The sequence below is a fragment of the Pseudomonas sp. FW215-R2 genome (genome assembly GCF_058789255.1).
Window position 1 is genome coordinate 12,213 of sequence record NZ_JBYTBO010000026.1, and the last position, 16,450, is coordinate 28,662.

17 protein-coding genes and 1 tRNA gene are annotated in these 16,450 nt (G+C 59.5%); 4 read left to right on the forward strand and 14 right to left on the reverse strand.

All coding sequences use genetic code 11. The features are described 5' to 3' along the window. Positions 1-46: 46 nt before the first annotated feature. The 5 genes from AC3WRD_RS26300 to AC3WRD_RS26320 all read right to left on the reverse strand — a co-directional run bounded on the left by AC3WRD_RS26300 (position 47) and on the right by AC3WRD_RS26320 (position 5,199). Positions 47-967, reverse strand: coding sequence for a LysR family transcriptional regulator (locus AC3WRD_RS26300; protein ID WP_096819394.1), 921 nt, complete (start codon positions 965-967; stop codon positions 47-49). A gap of 73 nt (positions 968-1,040) precedes the next feature. Further along, entirely contained in the window at positions 1,041-3,137 is a 2,097-nt protein-coding gene (locus AC3WRD_RS26305) for a DUF6311 domain-containing protein (protein WP_102622215.1), read from the reverse strand. Beyond that, positions 3,134-3,517, reverse strand: coding sequence for a GtrA family protein (locus AC3WRD_RS26310; RefSeq protein WP_219737340.1), 384 nt, complete (start codon positions 3,515-3,517; stop codon positions 3,134-3,136). Before AC3WRD_RS26310 ends, AC3WRD_RS26305 begins: the two co-directional genes overlap by 4 nt. Beyond that, positions 3,517-4,227 (reverse strand): class I SAM-dependent methyltransferase, encoded by a 711-nt coding sequence (locus AC3WRD_RS26315; RefSeq protein WP_102622214.1) that lies wholly within the window; start codon positions 4,225-4,227, stop codon positions 3,517-3,519. Before AC3WRD_RS26315 ends, AC3WRD_RS26310 begins: the two co-directional genes overlap by 1 nt. A 3-nt stretch (positions 4,228-4,230) precedes the next feature. Next, on the reverse strand, positions 4,231-5,199 hold the full coding sequence (locus AC3WRD_RS26320) for a glycosyltransferase family 2 protein (RefSeq protein WP_102622213.1): 969 nt from the start codon (positions 5,197-5,199) through the stop codon (positions 4,231-4,233). A gap of 278 nt (positions 5,200-5,477) precedes the next feature. Here AC3WRD_RS26320 and AC3WRD_RS26325 point away from each other — a divergent pair, with 278 nt between their 5' ends. Continuing rightward, a complete protein-coding gene (locus AC3WRD_RS26325; RefSeq protein WP_064383113.1) occupies positions 5,478-5,669 on the forward strand; it encodes a YegP family protein in 192 nt (63 codons plus the stop codon). An 87-nt stretch (positions 5,670-5,756) separates the two neighbouring features. Here the strand turns inward: AC3WRD_RS26325 and ppk2 are convergent, their stop codons facing one another. The 6 genes from ppk2 to dapA form a co-directional block, all read right to left on the reverse strand. After that, on the reverse strand, positions 5,757-6,581 hold the full coding sequence (gene ppk2 / locus AC3WRD_RS26330; protein WP_102622212.1) for a polyphosphate kinase 2: 825 nt from the start codon (positions 6,579-6,581) through the stop codon (positions 5,757-5,759). Between the two features lie 201 nt (positions 6,582-6,782). Continuing rightward, positions 6,783-6,872, reverse strand: a tRNA-Ser gene (locus AC3WRD_RS26335). Positions 6,873-6,955: 83 nt separating this feature from the next. Continuing rightward, positions 6,956-7,669 carry a phosphoribosylaminoimidazolesuccinocarboxamide synthase gene (gene purC / locus AC3WRD_RS26340; protein WP_077571533.1) on the reverse strand — a complete coding sequence of 238 codons (714 nt, stop codon included), beginning with the start codon at positions 7,667-7,669 and terminating at the stop codon, positions 6,956-6,958. A gap of 28 nt (positions 7,670-7,697) precedes the next feature. Next, complete coding sequence (locus tag AC3WRD_RS26345; RefSeq protein WP_096819404.1) at positions 7,698-8,456, reverse strand: MBL fold metallo-hydrolase; 759 nt, start codon at positions 8,454-8,456, stop codon at positions 7,698-7,700. A gap of 4 nt (positions 8,457-8,460) precedes the next feature. Next, complete coding sequence (gene bamC / locus AC3WRD_RS26350) at positions 8,461-9,576, reverse strand: NlpB/DapX family lipoprotein (protein ID WP_096819405.1); 1,116 nt, start codon at positions 9,574-9,576, stop codon at positions 8,461-8,463. Between the two features lie 17 nt (positions 9,577-9,593). Then, positions 9,594-10,472, reverse strand: a complete 879-nt coding sequence (gene dapA, locus AC3WRD_RS26355; protein WP_096819406.1) for a 4-hydroxy-tetrahydrodipicolinate synthase — start codon at positions 10,470-10,472, stop codon at positions 9,594-9,596. A 312-nt stretch (positions 10,473-10,784) separates the two neighbouring features. Here dapA and AC3WRD_RS26360 point away from each other — a divergent pair, with 312 nt between their 5' ends. Together AC3WRD_RS26360 and AC3WRD_RS26365 are read left to right on the forward strand one after the other, a co-directional pair. Beyond that, positions 10,785-11,345: a glycine cleavage system transcriptional repressor gene (locus tag AC3WRD_RS26360; RefSeq protein WP_096819408.1), complete on the forward strand. Its 561-nt coding sequence runs from the start codon at positions 10,785-10,787 to the stop codon at positions 11,343-11,345. Positions 11,346-11,355: 10 nt separating this feature from the next. Then, a complete protein-coding gene (locus AC3WRD_RS26365) occupies positions 11,356-11,829 on the forward strand; it encodes a peroxiredoxin (RefSeq protein WP_096819409.1) in 474 nt (157 codons plus the stop codon). 34 nt (positions 11,830-11,863) lie between these two features. Here the strand turns inward: AC3WRD_RS26365 and AC3WRD_RS26370 are convergent, their stop codons facing one another. Next, positions 11,864-12,934 (reverse strand): AI-2E family transporter, encoded by a 1,071-nt coding sequence (locus tag AC3WRD_RS26370; protein WP_096819410.1) that lies wholly within the window; start codon positions 12,932-12,934, stop codon positions 11,864-11,866. 32 nt (positions 12,935-12,966) lie between these two features. Continuing rightward, positions 12,967-13,206 (reverse strand): sulfurtransferase TusA family protein, encoded by a 240-nt coding sequence (locus AC3WRD_RS26375; protein ID WP_007963279.1) that lies wholly within the window; start codon positions 13,204-13,206, stop codon positions 12,967-12,969. Positions 13,207-13,303: 97 nt separating this feature from the next. Here AC3WRD_RS26375 and AC3WRD_RS26380 point away from each other — a divergent pair, with 97 nt between their 5' ends. Beyond that, a complete protein-coding gene (locus tag AC3WRD_RS26380; protein ID WP_102622211.1) occupies positions 13,304-14,737 on the forward strand; it encodes a M48 family metalloprotease in 1,434 nt (477 codons plus the stop codon). A 78-nt stretch (positions 14,738-14,815) separates the two neighbouring features. Here the strand turns inward: AC3WRD_RS26380 and AC3WRD_RS26385 are convergent, their stop codons facing one another. Continuing rightward, positions 14,816-16,264 (reverse strand): DegQ family serine endoprotease, encoded by a 1,449-nt coding sequence (locus AC3WRD_RS26385; RefSeq protein ID WP_102622210.1) that lies wholly within the window; start codon positions 16,262-16,264, stop codon positions 14,816-14,818. Positions 16,265-16,450: the final 186 nt, after the last annotated feature.

Sequence of the window (16,450 nt, forward strand, 5' to 3'; positions counted from 1 at the left end):
GAATTCAGGTGTACTCAGCAAAGCAGCCGGACAACGGGTCGGCAAGTCAGAACGGCGCGTGCGGTCGCTCGCTCATGAATTGCTCCAGCCGCGAGCGCAGCCAGCGCTCGGCCGGGTCACTGTCGACATGGCTGAGCCAGACCATCGACAGGTCGAGGGTCGGGGTCTTGAACGGGAACGGTTCCTTGAACAGCAGGCCCGAGGCAGCCATGGCTTCGGCGGCGTAGTCCGGCAGGCTGGCGATCAGGTCGGTGCCGGCCAGCAACGCCGGCAACGAACTGTACTGCGGCACCGACAGCACCACCTGACGGGTGCGACCGATGTCCGCCAGCCACTCATCGGCATAACCACTGACATTGGCGGTGTGAGAAACCAACACATGGGGGCGTGCGCAATATTCATCGAGGGTCAGCGGCGTGTCGGACTTGTCGGCGCGCAGGATGCTCGGCTGGATATGCCGCAGCAGTTTGCGCTTGGCATTGGCGGGCAGGCCACGGGTCTGACTGATGCCGACGGTGATATCGCCAGCCGCCAGCAGATCGGGAATCCGCCAGTAATCGACGTGCTGCACCACGAACACCACGTTCGGTGCTTCCTGGCGCAAGGCGCGCAACAGCGGCGGCAGCAGACCGAATTCGACATCATCCGACAGACCGATGCGAAAGGTCATGGTACTGACGGCGGGATCGAAATCACGGGTCAGGCTCAACGCCACCGACAACGAGTCCAGCGCGGGTTTGAGATGGCGATAGATGTCTTCGGCGCGGGCCGTCGGTTCCATGCGGTGGCCGACGCGGATGAACAGCGGATCGTTGAGCATGGTGCGCAAGCGATTGAGCGCCGAACTGATGGTCGGCTGGCCGAGAAACAGCTTCTCGGCGGCCCGGGTCACGTTGCGTTCGAGCATCAAGGTTTCGAACACCACCATCAGGTTGATGTCGGCCTTGCGAAGTTCATTGCGATTCATCCCTTGCCCCCCGGTCCCCAGATTGTGGGCAGTGTAGAAAGGCTGCCGGGGCAGCGTCCATCAAAACGGTGCGTCATTGCACCGTCAACGTCTTCAGGCCCATGCCCATGACCCGCGAATCATCGTTGATCCCCAATTGCTGAGGGCTGATGGCATCCGGCAGCTGCAATTCGATATCGAGTCTGTCATCGCGCACGAGGCTCTGACTGAGCGAAGCACTGATTGGAATTTCCAGGCGATTACCCTGAAACTGCGTCAAGCTCGTGCTCAGCACCTGCTCGCCGTTGAGGCTCACGATCACTCGCTGGGAAGGATGCTGTGGCAGTATGAACGCCAATGTGTCGAGCACGATCGAACGCGCCTGCGGCAACACCCGCATTTCGATTTTCGCCTGCCGCCCCTCCGTCCACGTCCCCCAGCTTTCCGCCGCCGACCAGCCGTTGGCCAATTGTCGACTCCGGTAGTTGAACGTCAGCGTTTGCCCAGGCCCAGAGAGGGGAATCACGGACATCCGCCGCCCCTCATCCCGCATCGACAGACACTGCGCGCAGCGCTTCCACCCCGGCGCAAGGACCACCAATCCATCCACCCGGGTCAACAGATCGGTTTCACTGTTGATGCTTTTTGCGGCGTCCGCCAGGACATCGTCGCTCAGGATGTACAACGAATCCGCGTCGTATTGCCCCGAGTCGAGCATGCGTCGGGCTTTCTGCTGTGCCAGCGCCAGTGCTGAAGAACTCACTCGCGCAAGATAGACAGTGTCGGTCTTCATGCCGTGAGCCGCTGCAAATCCGGCAATCATTTGCCAGCGATCGTTCTGATTCTGCGGCATCAGGCCGCGTACATTCGCGTATCGTCCGCCAGCGCTTGTCCAGAACGGATCGCGCAGCGGGCTGTTCCAGGCCGCCGATGGCGCAACCATTTTCCCCTGTCTCAGGCCAAGCCAGCCGGCTCGAGTGTCGGCGACCTGAACCACCAGCGCTGTAGCGAGCAAAAAAATCACAACGCGCGGGCGATAACCGCGCACCACCAGAAAAATCATGGCCAGGATGAGGGCATACAGCACCGGCCAGAACATCCGCCCCGAGGCGCGGAAGACATTGGCCAGGCCGATGATCATCTTCGGCAGCGGATAGCCGACGGTCGTTGCACCGATTCCGATCTGATTCGACAGCGCAAAAAGCCATAGCCCGAACAAGGCCATCAACAGCCATGGTCGAGCGCGCAACTCGTCCTTCAAGGGTTGCCTGTTTCCAATCCAGGCAATCAGCGCCAGCGGCACCAGCAAGAGAACGCCCAGCCCCATGTAGTTGAAGCCTTCATAGTCGCCCTCACCCTTGGGCAGACTGGGCAAGATCCGGGACCAGCCTGCCGGATCGACTGGAGACAGCAAATTCATCCGGTACAAACCGAAACCGCCGGACGCCGCGCCGTCGGCAATGCTGAAATAACCCGCCTGCCAGCAGCACACACTCACCAGCGCAAACAGCAATCCACCTTCAATCAGCGCCTGACGCCGGGTCAATTGTCGGCTGAATGCCTTGCCCAGCAAATCCGCCAGCCAGATCAGGGCCACCATGGCCAGCAAGTACGCGTGCACCCATGACGTCACCGCCAGCAACGAGCCCCAGGCCCAATGGCGTCGACGCAGGTCTGGCACCAGCGCCAGATACAACGCTGCCAGAATCAGGAAATGCCCCGCCAGAGAAAGGTGCCCGCCCATGCGCAGAAACATCGGCGGCGAGAACACCAGCAGCCCGGCTCCCAACAGACGAATCACAGGATTGCCGGTGATCAGCCCGAGCAGTTTCCAGCCAAACCAGGCTTGCAGGACACAACACGCCAGTAGCCACAACCCGAAATACTGGAAGGTATCCGGCAACCACGCACTGAAGGGTTTGAACAACAGCGCCAACAGTGGATTGGAGTCGGAAAAGATGATCGAACTGCTCAACTCCAGGCCATAGAACGGGTTGAGCCCGACTGGAAATGTCCAGGGCGAATGTCGGAAGAATTCCCAACCCAGGTAATGCGTCGCCGGATCACCTTGTTCCAGCCAGGCAATGTTTTGCGGATTCAGCGCTTGCGGCCCGATCGCCAGAAAAAACACCAGCGCCCCCAACAGCAGCGGCAGTAAAAATAGTGCCGGGTGCTCTCGCGAATCCTTCATCGATATGTCCAGAAATTGTGTAGTACGAAAGTGAATGCCGGAATGGTCAACGAGACGGCCACAATTCCCAGCAGATAGTGCAGACCGGCCATCTGGGCAGCCCAGGCCACGAACATCGCCAACACGAATCCTCCCGCCGAGACCATCAGGAATCGCAACAGGGTTCGGCCGTGCAACCTTGCGGAAAAACTCCAGGTGGTATTGATCACGTAGGACACCACCGTCGCCACGACAAATGCCACACCATTGGCCAGCGGAGGTTGAGGGCTCACGAAGTTGATGAACAACACTGCCACCAGCGCATGCAGGGCCGTGACAAACAACCCCGTCACGGCAAAGCGCAAACCACGCTGGATCAGTTCGGACCGTTGCGTCGCCATCACGGTTTGCGCGCCAGCACGAAAACACTCAGGCCAGCCAGGCGGTTCATGCCCATCAAAGGCAGCTCAAGACGACACAGGGTTTTCAGCAGCGAATTGACCAGCAGGTGGTGTTTTTTCAGCTGCGAACGTGGCGCCGAACCGCGTGAACCGCCGGGTATCAGGCGCGACGCAACGGCAATCGGGAACACCGCTCCGAAGTAATAGGCGCCCCGCTCGACCGTCAATCCGGCCTTTTGGGCCAGGGTTTCGAACTGCCCGAGGGTGTAGCGACGTTTGTGTTCGAGGAAATCATCGTGCCCGCTCCACATGAACTGGAACGCCGGCACAGTCATCAGGAACCGACTGCCGGACGGCACTTTGTCGACGTAGGACTTGAGCAGGCCGAGGTCGTCGTCAACGTGCTCCAGTACATCCATCAGCAACACCAGATCGGCGTCCACGGTATCGATCGAGCGGCGGTAATGCACCGGTTTGCCGGCGGTGGTGGCGCTGGAGTCGGCCGGGTAACTGATGTCCACGCACCACGCTTCGCGCGCAGCGGTGTGGGTCAATAAATGATGGGAAAAGAACCCTGAACCGGCACCGACATCGAGAATTCGCTTGATCGGTGCTTCCCCCAGCAACCGACGGGTCGCCGCTGCTTTGGAACAGTAATACCAATGCTCGCCGATGCTGTCGCCGAGGATGTCGGTTTCCTTGAGATCCATGCTTCAGTCCTTGGATTCGTAAATGCGGCGCACCAGGAAAACCGGCCGGCGCTTCGCTTCGATGTAAGTGCGCCCCAGGTACTCACCCAGTACGCCGATGCCGATCAGTTGCAAGCCGCCGAGAAAAGTCACCGCGACCATCAGCGAGGCATAACCGGGCATGTCGACACCATGGATCAGTGTGCGCACCACAATGAACATGGCAAAGGCAAACGACACCAGAGACACCATCGCCCCCAGGTACGTCCAGATCCGCAAGGGTTCGGTGCTGAAACTGGTGATGCCTTCGAGCGCGAAATTCCACAGCCGCCAGCCATTGAACTTGCTGTGCCCCGCCGCTCGCTCCGGGCGCTCGTATTCGACCTGGGTGGTGCGAAACCCGACCCAGGCAAACAGGCCTTTCATGAACCGCCGCGACTCCGGCAGCGTCAGCAGCGCGTCGACCACGCAACGATCCATCAGCCGAAAATCGCCGACGTTTTCCGGCAATGTCTGTTCGGCAATCTTGTTGTGCAAACGATAGAACCAACTGGCGGACGTTTGTTTGGCCCAGGAGTCATTGCGGCGGCTGATGCGGTGACCAAGCACCACTTCGTAACCTTCGCGCCAACACTCGATCATTTGCAGAATGACTTCGGGCGGGTCCTGCAGATCGACATCGATCGGCACCACAATCTGCCCCGTGGCAATCTGCAAGCCGGCGGAAAGCGCTGCCTCCTTGCCGAAGTTGCGGCTCAGATCGACGATCCGGATTTTCGAATCGCTCTGCTGACAGCGCAGCAGGCGCTCCAGCGTCGTATCGGTGCTGCCGTCGTTGACGAACACCAGTTCAAGGCTGATCTGCGCCTCACGCTCGAACACCTGACGAATGCGCAGGAGAAAGCCGTCGAGGCTGTCCTCTTCATTGAATACGGGAACCACCAGCGACAACGTCACCGGCCCCGCGTGTTGCGTTCCATGCGAGTGGGTCAATGGACTGCTCTTTCTTATAGTGTTTGTCGGTCGCCGAACGAAATTCGACGCCATGAGCCGCACCGTATTAAGCAGCACCACTGAAGGTCATGCAAGGGTGAAAAAAGGACGTACTCGCCAATCAGAAGGCCGATCCCGACGCTCTGCCCCGCGTGTCGCAGAAACATTAGCCAACGATTGGAAACACATCCTCGATAGCCAAATGACAAGGCTCCGCTAGGCTTGCGACCATGCGCCAAACAGGTTGTCGCAATATCCCATCGCATGGAGCGAACTGAATGTATTTCGAGATTTACAGGCAATCCAAGGGCACCCCGAGCACCGGCAAGGGCCAATGGCGCTGGCGCCTGCGGGCGGGAAACCATGAGACGGTTGCCAGTGGGGAGTCGTATGTGAACAAGGCGGATTGTCTGCACGTGATCGAGTTGATCAAGGGTGTGCAGGGGGATACGCCGGTCAAGGAGATTTGAGGGCTGGCTGACACCCCTGCAGAAACGAAAAAGCCCCGCGGATTTTCATCCACGGGGCTTTTCCGAGACTGACGCGAACACCCGTCTTCAGAATTTCTCGGGGATGTGCCGGAAGGGATAATCCGATTCCTTGTAGCCCCCTGGCTTCTGCCGCTTGGGCAACTCAACCTTCTCGCGCGAAACACTCTTGTACGGAATGCGGCTGAGGAGATCGGAGATGATGTTCAGGCGCGCTCGCCGCTTGTCATTCGAGTCGGCCACCAGCCAGGGTGCATATTCGGTATCGGTCGACTTGATCATGTCGTCACGCGCCCGCGAATAGTCATACCAGCGGCTGTACGACTTGAGATCCATGGGCGACAGTTTCCAGATCTTTCGACCGTCCTTGATACGCTCCTCCAGCCGGCGCGTCTGTTCCTCCTGGCTGACGTTCAACCAGTACTTGAGCAGAATCACCCCGGAATCGACGATGGCATGCTCTACCAGGGGCACCGTCTTGAGGAACTTTTCGACCTGATTCTCGGTGCAGAACCCCATCACTCGTTCGACACCGGCGCGGTTGTACCAACTGCGATCGAAGATCACCACCTCACCGGCCGCCGGCAGATAAGGCAGGTAGCGCTGCAGATACATCTGGCTCTTCTCACGCTCGCTCGGGGCCGGTAATGCTACGACCCGAAAGACCCGCGGGCTGACCCGATCGGTAAGCGCCTTGATCGTCCCGCCCTTGCCCGCACCATCACGCCCTTCGAAAATCACACAGACCTTGATGCCCTCGGCCCTCACCCACTCCTGCAGCTTGACGAGCTCAACGTGCAGTCGACGCAACTCCGCCAGATAGTCTTTGCTCGACAATTTCGGGTGATCTGCGGGGGTGTTTTTGGGGGAGACTTTCTTCTTTCCCTTTGCCATGACCGAACCTCATGCATTGAAGGGGGTGACCGCCGGAGACCCGGTGGTCCATGACCTGGAATGCAGGAGTTTAGTCAGTTAATTCGGAATGTGAGCGGCCTGGATGCGTTGGAGCATTGCGCTCCGTACATTGGTGCAGGGTGGACTGATCAGAAACAAAAAAGCCCCGTAGCTTCTCAGCTACGGGGCTTTTTCTATGTATGGCGGAGAGATAGGGATTCGAACCCTAGGTACCGGTGAAGGTACAACGGATTTCGAATCCGTCCCATTCGGCCACTCTGGCATCTCTCCAACGGCGCGCATCATAACAACACTTTTACCGAAAGCAAACCCTCTTTCGAAAATTTCTTCGTGCTATCAGATGCTTGCGTCGATTAAAGCGGTACGCCCAGACGGTTGGCGACTTCTTCGTAGGCTTCGATGACGTCACCGAGGCCCTGACGGAAGCGGTCCTTGTCCATCTTCTTCTTGGTGTCCTTGTCCCACAGACGGCAGCCGTCCGGGCTGAACTCGTCGCCCAGGACGATGGAGCCGTCGCTGAACACGCCGAATTCAAGCTTGAAGTCCACCAGCAGCAGGCCGGCGTCGTCGAACAGTTTGCTCAGGACTTCGTTGACCTTGAGCGACAGTTCTTTCATGCGAACCAGTTGCTCGGCGGTGCCCCAGCCGAATGCCACAACGTGGGATTCGTTGATGAACGGGTCGCCCTTGGCGTCGTCCTTCAGGAACAGTTCGAAGGTGTAAGGGTTGAGCTTCAGGCCTTCTTCAACGCCCAGACGCTTGACCAGGCTGCCGGCGGCGTAGTTACGCACGACGCACTCGACCGGGATCATGTCCAGCTTCTTCACCAGAACTTCGTTGTCGGCCAGCAGTTTGTCGAACTGGGTCGGAATGCCGGCCGCTTCGAGTTTCTGCATGATGAAGGCGTTGAACTTGTTGTTCACCATGCCTTTGCGGTCGAGCTGCTCGATGCGCTTGCCGTCGAACGCCGAAGTGTCGTTGCGAAACAGCAGGATCAAGCGGTCAGCGTCGTCGGTCTTGTAAACCGATTTGGCTTTGCCGCGGTAGAGTTCTTCACGTTTTTCCATGATGGGCTCCGCTTGCTAAGTAGATGGGCTAGGCGATGTGGCGCCAGTCGAGCCCTGAATCTTGATCGGCCAGTTGCAGCCAGTCCGGGTCGCACCCGAGGGTGTCGACAAAACATTGCCGGGCCAGCTGCGGCAGGTTGTTCTTGCTGCTCAGATGGGCCAGGACCAGGTGTTGCAGGCCTTGCCAGCCCAACTCGGCCACCAGGAATGCCGCCTGATGGTTGTTCAAATGTCCCAGCTCGCCGCCCACCCGTTGCTTGAGAAAGTACGGGTAATGACCACGGGCCAGCATGTCGCGACAATGATTGGACTCGATCATCAACGCATCGAGGTCCCGATAACCGTCCAGCACCCGCTCACAGTATGAACCCAGGTCGGTCAACAGGCCGAAACGCCGCTCACCATCGCTGAATACATATTGAGTCGGTTCCTGTGCATCATGGGCCACGGCAATGACCCCGATGTCCAGAGCACCGATCTGCAGCTGCTCGCCGCCGGCCACGAAGCCTGCGGGTTCAATCGGTTTGCGCATCCCGCGCAGTGTGCCGCGACTGAGGTAGACCGGTAGATTGTAGCGCCGAGACAGTAAACCCACGCCATGCACGTGGTCGGCATGTTCGTGGGTTACGAGTATCGCGCTCAGTTGCGCCGGGTTCACACCCAGGCGCAGCAGGCGTTTTTCGGTTTCCCGCAGGGAAAAACCACAATCCACCAGCACATACGTATCAGCACTGGCGATCAGCGTGCCGTTCCCTTGGCTACCGCTGCCGAGAACGGCAAAACGCATTGGATCAGCCCAGATTGTCCTGAATCACGCTCAACACTTTGCGGGCCACATCGGCCGGGGCAACGGTGTTGATGTTTTTCTCGACGGTGACCTGAACGTTGTCGCCAACCTTGCTCAGGCGAACCTGATAACGCTCGGCACGGGCTTCAACTTCTTCCTTGGTCGGCGCACTGCCGAACAGGCTGCTGAAGAAACCAGGCTTCTCGTCTTTCTTCTCGGCTTTTTCGGCCAGGTTGATGTAGTACAGGCCTAGGCTGCGGTTGATGTCTTCAACGCGCCACTGACCTTGCTCCAGCGCACGACCGACGCTCGACCAGGCACGATCCAGATCCGAACCGACGTTCAATACCGGGTTGCCACTGCCGTCTTCGCTGAGGCTGACACGGCTCGGGGTATCGAAATCACGCGACGCCAGCATCGACACCGAACCGCCCTTCTCGGAAGTGCGGCTCATGCTCGCGAGCATGTCGTCGACCAGCGCAGCGTCCAGGCCAGTGTTGACCGAACGGTTGGTGAAATCGACATTGGCGGTGCTGCCGGCAGGACGCTCGGCGCTGACCACGTAAATTTCACTGGTATTGCGCTGCACGCCCGGCTCGATGCGTACCCGCACGCGGGTTTCGCTGTCGGCACCGACGCCGGCGGCGCTCAGGCGCTTGGCCATGGCGGCGGACAGTTCGTCGGAATGCTGCCAGGTGGTGGTGAATTCGCCGGTTTGCGGACGCTGTTCATCCAGACGGAAACCGTTGTCCTGGAAGAACTGCACAGCCACTGGCCAGACTTCGGCCGGTGGATGCTGGCCCATGACCCAGCGCGAATCACCGCTCTTCTGCAGCGAGTAGTCGCTGGCGTCGGCAATCGCCGACAGCGGTTGAGGACGCGGAACCACATATTCGCCGGTAGCGGTGTCGTCGGCTACGTTACGCGGGATCGGCAGCAGCGGATCCAGGCGTTTGGAGGTGCTGACATCCGGTGGCAATTGCATCGGTGCAGTCTGTTTCGCTTCCAGGTAGTCGCTACCACGGTCACGGAAATAACCTTCCGGGCCCCAGATCCATCCGCAGCCACTGGTGCTGGAGATAATCAAGGCAAGTGCGGAAAGTCCGGCCATTCGCTTCATGCGTTGTACTTCCTCAATTAAACCAGGACGCTGCACTGGCGCAGGGCCGAGCGCAACGTTTCATGACAAGGAGCGCTCAGCCAGGTCAGCGGCAGGCGGATGCCTTCGTGCATCAGGCCCATTTCGACCAAAGCCCACTTCACCGGAATCGGGTTGGCTTCGATGAACAGGTCCTTGTGCAGCGGCATCAGTTTTTCGTTGATGGCCCGTGCGGTCTCGGCGTCGCCCTTGAGCGCGGCCTCGCACAGGTCGGCCATTTCGCGCGGGGCGACGTTGGCGGTGACGGAGATGTTGCCTTTGCCGCCCAGCAGGATCAGCTCGACGGCGGTCGGATCATCGCCGGACAGCACGATGAAGTCTTTGCTCACGCCGTCGAGGATTGCCTTGGCACGCTTCAGGTCGCCAGTGGCTTCCTTGATACCGATGATGTTCGGCACGGTGGACAGACGGATCACGGTCTCGGCCTGCATGTCGCAGGAAGTGCGGCCAGGCACGTTGTAGAGGATCTGCGGGATGTCGACCGCTTCGGCGATGTGCTTGAAGTGCTGGTACAGGCCTTCCTGGGTCGGCTTGTTGTAGTACGGGACTACCAGCAGGCAGGCATCGGCGCCGGCCGCCTTGGCGTTGCGGGTCAGCTCGACGGCTTCGCGGGTCGAATTGGCGCCGGTACCGGCGATGACCGGAATACGACCAGCCACCTGTTTGACCACGGCTTTGATGACGGCAATGTGTTCTTCTACATCAAGGGTTGCCGACTCGCCGGTTGTACCGACCGCGACAATGGCATGGGTGCCGTTCTTGAGATGGAAGTCCACGAGTTTGCTGAGGCTGTCCCAGTCAAGACGCCCTTGTGCATCCATGGGTGTGACCAGTGCCACCATACTGCCCGCAATCATGAAACCGCTCCTGCCGGAAAAAGAGAGCGGTAATGGTACTGGCGCCAAGATGCTTGCACAAGCGAAGTACTGCGCCGCCATTCCCCTTGGCGCCGCTTTTCGCTACCCTTCAGACTTTGATCGGTACTGATCAGCTTGTACGCCGGGTTCCAGCCCCCCGTTTCGGCCTCCCAGGCCCCGTTCCAGTGTCGCCGCCTTACGCTTCCTTATTATTGGAGCCGTAGCGATATACGAATCGGGCCTTCCGGACAGGTATGTCCCGGCACTCAACGCCCTCACCCTACCGACCGCTCATCGCTTTAGGAATGCTGCATGTCCACCCCCACAGTTCGCGAACAATTCCTTGTCGTCAGTGCCCTCGGCGCCAATCCCATGGAGCTGACCAACGTCCTGTGCCGCGCCAGCCATGAAAACCGCTGCGCGGTCGTCACCTCCCGCCTGACCCGTCACGGCGAGTGCAGCGCGCTGATCCTCGAGATCTCCGGCAGCTGGGACGCCCTGGCGCGCCTGGAAGGCAGCCTGCCGGGCCTGGCCAAGAAGCATGCTTTCACCGTAAATGTCGTGCGCAGTGCCGCCCTGGAAAACCGTCCTCAGGCCCTGCCGTACGTGGCTTACGTGTCCTCGGCCTATCGCCCGGACATCATCAACGAGCTGTGCCAGTTCTTCATGGATCACAACGTCGAGCTGGAAAACCTGACCTGCGATACCTATCAGGCTCCGCAGACCGGCGGCACCATGCTCAACGCCACGTTTACCGTGACCCTGCCGGCCGGCACTCAGATCAGTTGGCTGCGCGACCAGTTCCTGGACTTCGCCGATGCCATGAACCTGGACGCACTGATCGAACCGTGGCGCCCACAGAACCCAATGTAAGGAAGCTTTCATGGCCGTAGCTATCGATCAACCGGTTGCCGATTTCGAAGCGCCCGCCACCAGCGGGCAGACCGTCAGCCTTTCGGCCCTCAAGGGCAAGCAAGTGGTGATCTACTTCTACCCGAAGGACAGCACCCCGGGCTGCACCACCGAAGGTCAGGGCTTTCGTGATCAGTACGCGGCGTTCAAGGCTGCCAACACGGAAATCTTCGGCATCTCGCGCGACAGCCTGAAGTCCCACGAGAACTTCAAGTGCAAGCAGGAGTTTCCGTTCGAGCTGATCAGCGACAAGGACGAAGCCGTCTGCCAGCTGTTCGACGTGATCAAACTGAAAAAGCTCTACGGCAAGGAATACCTGGGCGTTGATCGCAGCACGTTCCTGATCGACAAGAATGGCGTACTGCGCCAGGAATGGCGCGGCGTGAAGGTGCCGGGCCACGTTGATGCAGTTTTGGCTGCTGCTCAGGCGCTGAACAAGGCCTGATCCTTTCGGCGCCCTGGCGGGCGCCGAATCGCTTTCAGAGTAGCGGCGCCACCACCGGCTCCTTGCGCGGCCACGCATCCAGCACAGCCTTGAACAGCGTCGCCAGCGGAATCGCGAAGAACACACCCCAGAAACCCCACAACCCGCCGAACAACAGCACCGCGCAGATGATCGCCACCGGGTGCAAGTTGACCGCTTCGGAAAACAGCAACGGCACCAGCACGTTGCCGTCCAGCGTCTGGATGATCCCGTAGACCGCCATCAAATAGATGAACTGATCGCTCCAGCCCCACTGGAACAGCGCAATCAACATCACCGGCACAGTCACCACCACCGCCCCGACATACGGCACCACCACCGACACGCCCACCAGTAACGCCAGCAGCGCCGCGTAGTTCAGCCCGAGGGCGACGAAGGCGATGTAGGTCACCCCGCCACAGATCACGATTTCGATGACCTTGCCACGAATGTAGTTGGCGATCTGTCGGTTCATTTCCTCGGCAACCCGGGTGATCAGCGCCCGCTCACGCGGCAAATAGCCGCGCACCCACTCGCCGATCATCACCCGATCCTTGAGGAAGAAGAACACCAGGATCGGCACCAGGACCAGGTAAATCATGATGTTCACCAGCAGCGGCAGGCTCGACAACGAGAACGTCAGCGCCCACTGGCCGAATTTGCCGATCTCGCCGCGCGCGGCTTCGATGGCTTGCAGCACCTGCTCGTCGGACACCAGATGTGGATAGCGCTCCGGCAGCAGCAACAACAGCGATTGCCACTTGGCGAGCATGCCCGGTAGCTCGTTGAACAGCGTGATCAATTGATGCCAGAGCAGCGGCAACACCACGACGATGAACAGCATCAGCACGCCCATGAACAGCGCAAACACTAGACCCACCGCTGCGCCGCCCGGCATGCGCAGGCGCTCAAGGGTGACCACCAGCCCCTGCATCAGGTACGCCAGCACCATCCCCGCCAACACGGGCGCGAGCATTCCGCCAAGGGTAAGCACGGCGGTGAAGGCGAGAAACAACAACACCGCCAGCACCACGGCTTCCTCATCGGAAAAGTAGCGCTGAATCCAGTCGCGTAACACTTTGAACATCAATAATCCTTAGGTCTTTTACGCTGTCGGTTTCAGGCTTTTTTCAACCAGTAACGGTAGACGCCCGCCTCGTCTTCTTCACGCAGCAGCGTATGACCGGCCAACCGGGCAAAGGTGCGGAAGTCGCGTTGCGAGCCGGCGTCAGTGGCGATCACCTTGAGTACCGCGCCGCTGGGCAGCTTGTTCAGTTCCATCTTGGCCTTGAGCAACGGCAACGGGCAATTCAGGCCGCTGGCGTCCAGTTCACAGTCATGGGCTACAGCGTCGGTCATGCGTTACTCCGGTTCAGAGGGTCAGGCTGCCTAGAATATCTGGTCGCAAGCCCGGTGTCCGGCTACAGTAAGGTCTTTGTCGACTAAGGCTTTGTGCATGACATTTTTGCGCCCTACCCTGCTGACGCTCGCTTGCTTGCTCGCCTCACCGGGCTTTGCCGACGACCTGCCGTCACTCGGTGACGCCAGTTCTGCCATCGTCTCGCCACAACAGGAATACCAACTGGGCCGCGCGTGGTTGGCGCTGCTGCGCAGCCAGGTTTCACAGCTCAACGATCCACAGCTCAAGGACTACGTCGAGTCCAGCGTCTATAAACTGGTGGAAACCAGCCAGGTCAACGACCGACGCCTGGAATTCATCCTGATCAACAGCCCGCAACTCAACGCCTTCGCGGCACCGGGCGGGATTGTCGGGGTCAACGGCGGTCTGTTCCTCAATGCCCAGACCGAAGGTGAATATGCCTCGGTACTGGCTCACGAACTGGCTCACTTGTCCCAACGTCACTTCGCCCGAGGCGTCGAGGCGTCCCAGCGGATGCAGGTGCCGATGATGGCCGCGTTGCTGGCCGGGATCGTCATTGCGGCCGCCGGTGGTGGCGAGGCCGGGATCGCGACCATCGCCGGCACCCAGGCGGCGGCGATCCAGTCGCAACGGACCTTCTCGCGCCAGAACGAACAGGAAGCCGACCGCATCGGCATTCTCAACCTAGAGAAGGCCGGCTACGACCCGCGCTCCATGCCGACCATGTTCGAACGCCTGATGCGCCAGTACCGCTACGACGCCAAGCCGCCAGAATTCCTGCTGACTCACCCGGTGACCGAATCGCGGATCGCTGACACCCGCAACCGTGCCGAGCAGGCCAAACCCGGCGGGATCGAAGACAGCGTGCGCTATCAACTGATTCGCGCGCGGGTGCAACTGATCTACGAGGAAACCCCGGGCCTTGGTGCCAAGCGTTTCCGCGCACAGCTGGATGAAAACCCGAAAAACGACGTGGCTCGTTATGGTCTGGCGATTGCCCAGATCAAGGGCGGCCAGTTGAATGAGGCACGGGAGAATCTCAAGCAACTGCTGGAGAGATCGCCAAACGAGATCATCTTCAATCTCGCGCAGGTCGATCTGGATATCACCAACAATCGCCTGGCGGAGGCGCAGTCGCGGGTCGACCGCATGCTGACGCAGTATCCGGGCAACTACCCGTTGAATCAGGTGCGAGTCGATCTGTTACTGAAACAGAATCGCACCGCCGATGCGGAAAAAGCCCTCGAAGGTCTGCTCAAATCACGCCCGGACGATCCGGACGTCTGGTATCAGGTGGCTGAAACGCGCGGTCTGTCGGGCAATATCATCGGCCTGCATCAAGCTCGCGCCGAGTACTTCGCGCTGGTTGGCGACTATCGTCAGGCCATCCAGCAACTGGACTTCGCCAAACGCAAGGCTGGCAGCAACTTCCCGCTTTCGTCGCGTATCGATGCGCGTCAGCGCGAGCTGATGGAGCAGGAACGCATGATCAAGGACATGATGGGATAAGCCTGATCCAGGAAAAACGCCGGACACAAAAAAACCGCCTCTTTCGAGGCGGTTTTCTTTTACTCAACCGCTATTGAATCATTCAGCCAGCTTGAACGTGATGAAGCTGGCACGACCCTGACGCAGAACCCGCATCGACACGGAGCGATTCTTCGGCAGTGCCTTGGCGATCTCGGAGAACTCCTTGGCCGAACCAATGGCCTGGTTGTTCAGGTGAGTGATGATATCGCCTGGCTGCAGGCCGATCAGGGCGGCAGGACCGTCCTGCACCTCCTTGATCACCACACCACCCTTGAGGTCGTAGGTTTTCTTCTGCTCGGCAGACAGTTCAGCGACCGAAACACCCAGACGATTGCTGTTGGTCTCGACACCGGACTTCGGCAGGGCATCCAGCTCCTTGTCTTCGTCAGGAATCGCGCCGACGGTCAGCTCGACATTCTTGCGCTTGCCTTCACGGATCACTTCCAGATTGGCCTTGGCGCCAGCCTTCAGCGCGCCGACCAGATGAGGCAGGTCAGCGGACATGACGATCGGTTGACCGTTCATGCTCAGGATCACGTCGCCCACTTGCAGCCCGCCCTTGGCAGCCGGACCGTCATCCTGGATCTGCGCCACCAGCGCACCGGCCGGTTTTTCCAGACCGAACGACTCGGCCAGATCCTTGTTCACTTCCTGAATGACCACACCCAGCCAGCCACGGCTGACTTTGCCACCGCTTTTCAACTGGTTGGATACGTCCATGGCAACGTCGATCGGAATGGCGAACGAAACGCCCATGAAGCCACCGGAACGGGTGTAGATCTGCGAGTTGATCCCCACCACTTCACCGTTCAGGTTGAACAGCGGACCACCGGAGTTGCCCGGGTTGATCGGCACGTCGGTCTGAATGAACGGCACATAGTTTTCGTTTGGCAGGCTGCGGCCAACGGCGCTGACAATGCCTTGGGTCACCGTGTGATCGAAGCCGAACGGCGAGCCGATCGCCACGACCCACTGGCCGGCTTTCAGATCCTGGGATTTGCCGAGTTTGAGTACTGGCAGATCCTTGCCTTCGATTTTCAGCAGGGCCACGTCGGAGCGTGGGTCGGTGCCGATCAGCTTGGCTTTCATTTCACTGCGATCCGCCAGACGAACGAGGATTTCGTCGGCGTCGGCAATCACGTGGTTGTTGGTCAGGATGTAGCCATCCGGCGAGATGATGAAGCCCGATCCCAACGATTGCGCCTCACGCTGGCGATCACCACGCGGAGAACGTTGTTGTGGCGGCATCCCGCGCTCGAAGAACTCGCGCAGCATCGGCGGCAAGCCTTCCAGGTCTGGCATCTGCTGGTTCACTTTGCGATCCGGCAGCTTTTGCGTGGTACTGATGTTCACCACCGCAGGCGAGGCCTGTTCGACCAACTGGGTGAAATCCGGCAGGTTGGCCGGGCTGGCCGCTTCAGCCGCCTGGGCTGCAGGAACAGCCTGACCGAGCACCAGCACGGTGGCGACGATGGAGAGATAAGACTTCAAGCTTGGTATCGACATACAGCTCCCGTTACGACGAGCAGGGTTAAGCGATATGGAGCAAGGAACACCGGGAACTACAGGCCGGCATTTTTGTTCCGGGAACAACAAAACAAGGCCAGAGCCGTGAGGCTCTGACCTATAAAAAATTTTCGGATTATTTGCAAATGAAAATGCTCAGCAAACATTTCACGTCTCGAAAACGAG

What these genes read in the sequence shown, in the direction of transcription:
- AC3WRD_RS26300 (WP_096819394.1), bottom strand. Translation starts at nt 967, where the DNA reads ATGAATCGCAATGAACTTCGCAAGGCCGACATCAACCTGATGGTGGTG.
- AC3WRD_RS26305 (WP_102622215.1), bottom strand. Translation starts at nt 3,137, where the DNA reads ATGAAGGATTCGCGAGAGCACCCGGCACTATTTTTACTGCCGCTGCTG.
- AC3WRD_RS26310 (WP_219737340.1), bottom strand. Translation starts at nt 3,517, where the DNA reads ATGGCGACGCAACGGTCCGAACTGATCCAGCGTGGTTTGCGCTTTGCC.
- AC3WRD_RS26315 (WP_102622214.1), bottom strand. Translation starts at nt 4,227, where the DNA reads ATGGATCTCAAGGAAACCGACATCCTCGGCGACAGCATCGGCGAGCAT.
- AC3WRD_RS26325 (WP_064383113.1), top strand. Translation starts at nt 5,478, where the DNA reads ATGTATTTCGAGATTTACAGGCAATCCAAGGGCACCCCGAGCACCGGC.
- ppk2 (WP_102622212.1), bottom strand. Translation starts at nt 6,581, where the DNA reads ATGGCAAAGGGAAAGAAGAAAGTCTCCCCCAAAAACACCCCCGCAGAT.
- purC (WP_077571533.1), bottom strand. Translation starts at nt 7,669, where the DNA reads ATGGAAAAACGTGAAGAACTCTACCGCGGCAAAGCCAAATCGGTTTAC.
- AC3WRD_RS26345 (WP_096819404.1), bottom strand. Translation starts at nt 8,456, where the DNA reads ATGCGTTTTGCCGTTCTCGGCAGCGGTAGCCAAGGGAACGGCACGCTG.
- bamC (WP_096819405.1), bottom strand. Translation starts at nt 9,576, where the DNA reads ATGAAGCGAATGGCCGGACTTTCCGCACTTGCCTTGATTATCTCCAGC.
- dapA (WP_096819406.1), bottom strand. Translation starts at nt 10,472, where the DNA reads ATGATTGCGGGCAGTATGGTGGCACTGGTCACACCCATGGATGCACAA.
- AC3WRD_RS26360 (WP_096819408.1), top strand. Translation starts at nt 10,785, where the DNA reads ATGTCCACCCCCACAGTTCGCGAACAATTCCTTGTCGTCAGTGCCCTC.
- AC3WRD_RS26365 (WP_096819409.1), top strand. Translation starts at nt 11,356, where the DNA reads ATGGCCGTAGCTATCGATCAACCGGTTGCCGATTTCGAAGCGCCCGCC.
- AC3WRD_RS26370 (WP_096819410.1), bottom strand. Translation starts at nt 12,934, where the DNA reads ATGTTCAAAGTGTTACGCGACTGGATTCAGCGCTACTTTTCCGATGAG.
- AC3WRD_RS26375 (WP_007963279.1), bottom strand. Translation starts at nt 13,206, where the DNA reads ATGACCGACGCTGTAGCCCATGACTGTGAACTGGACGCCAGCGGCCTG.
- AC3WRD_RS26380 (WP_102622211.1), top strand. Translation starts at nt 13,304, where the DNA reads ATGACATTTTTGCGCCCTACCCTGCTGACGCTCGCTTGCTTGCTCGCC.
- AC3WRD_RS26385 (WP_102622210.1), bottom strand. Translation starts at nt 16,264, where the DNA reads ATGTCGATACCAAGCTTGAAGTCTTATCTCTCCATCGTCGCCACCGTG.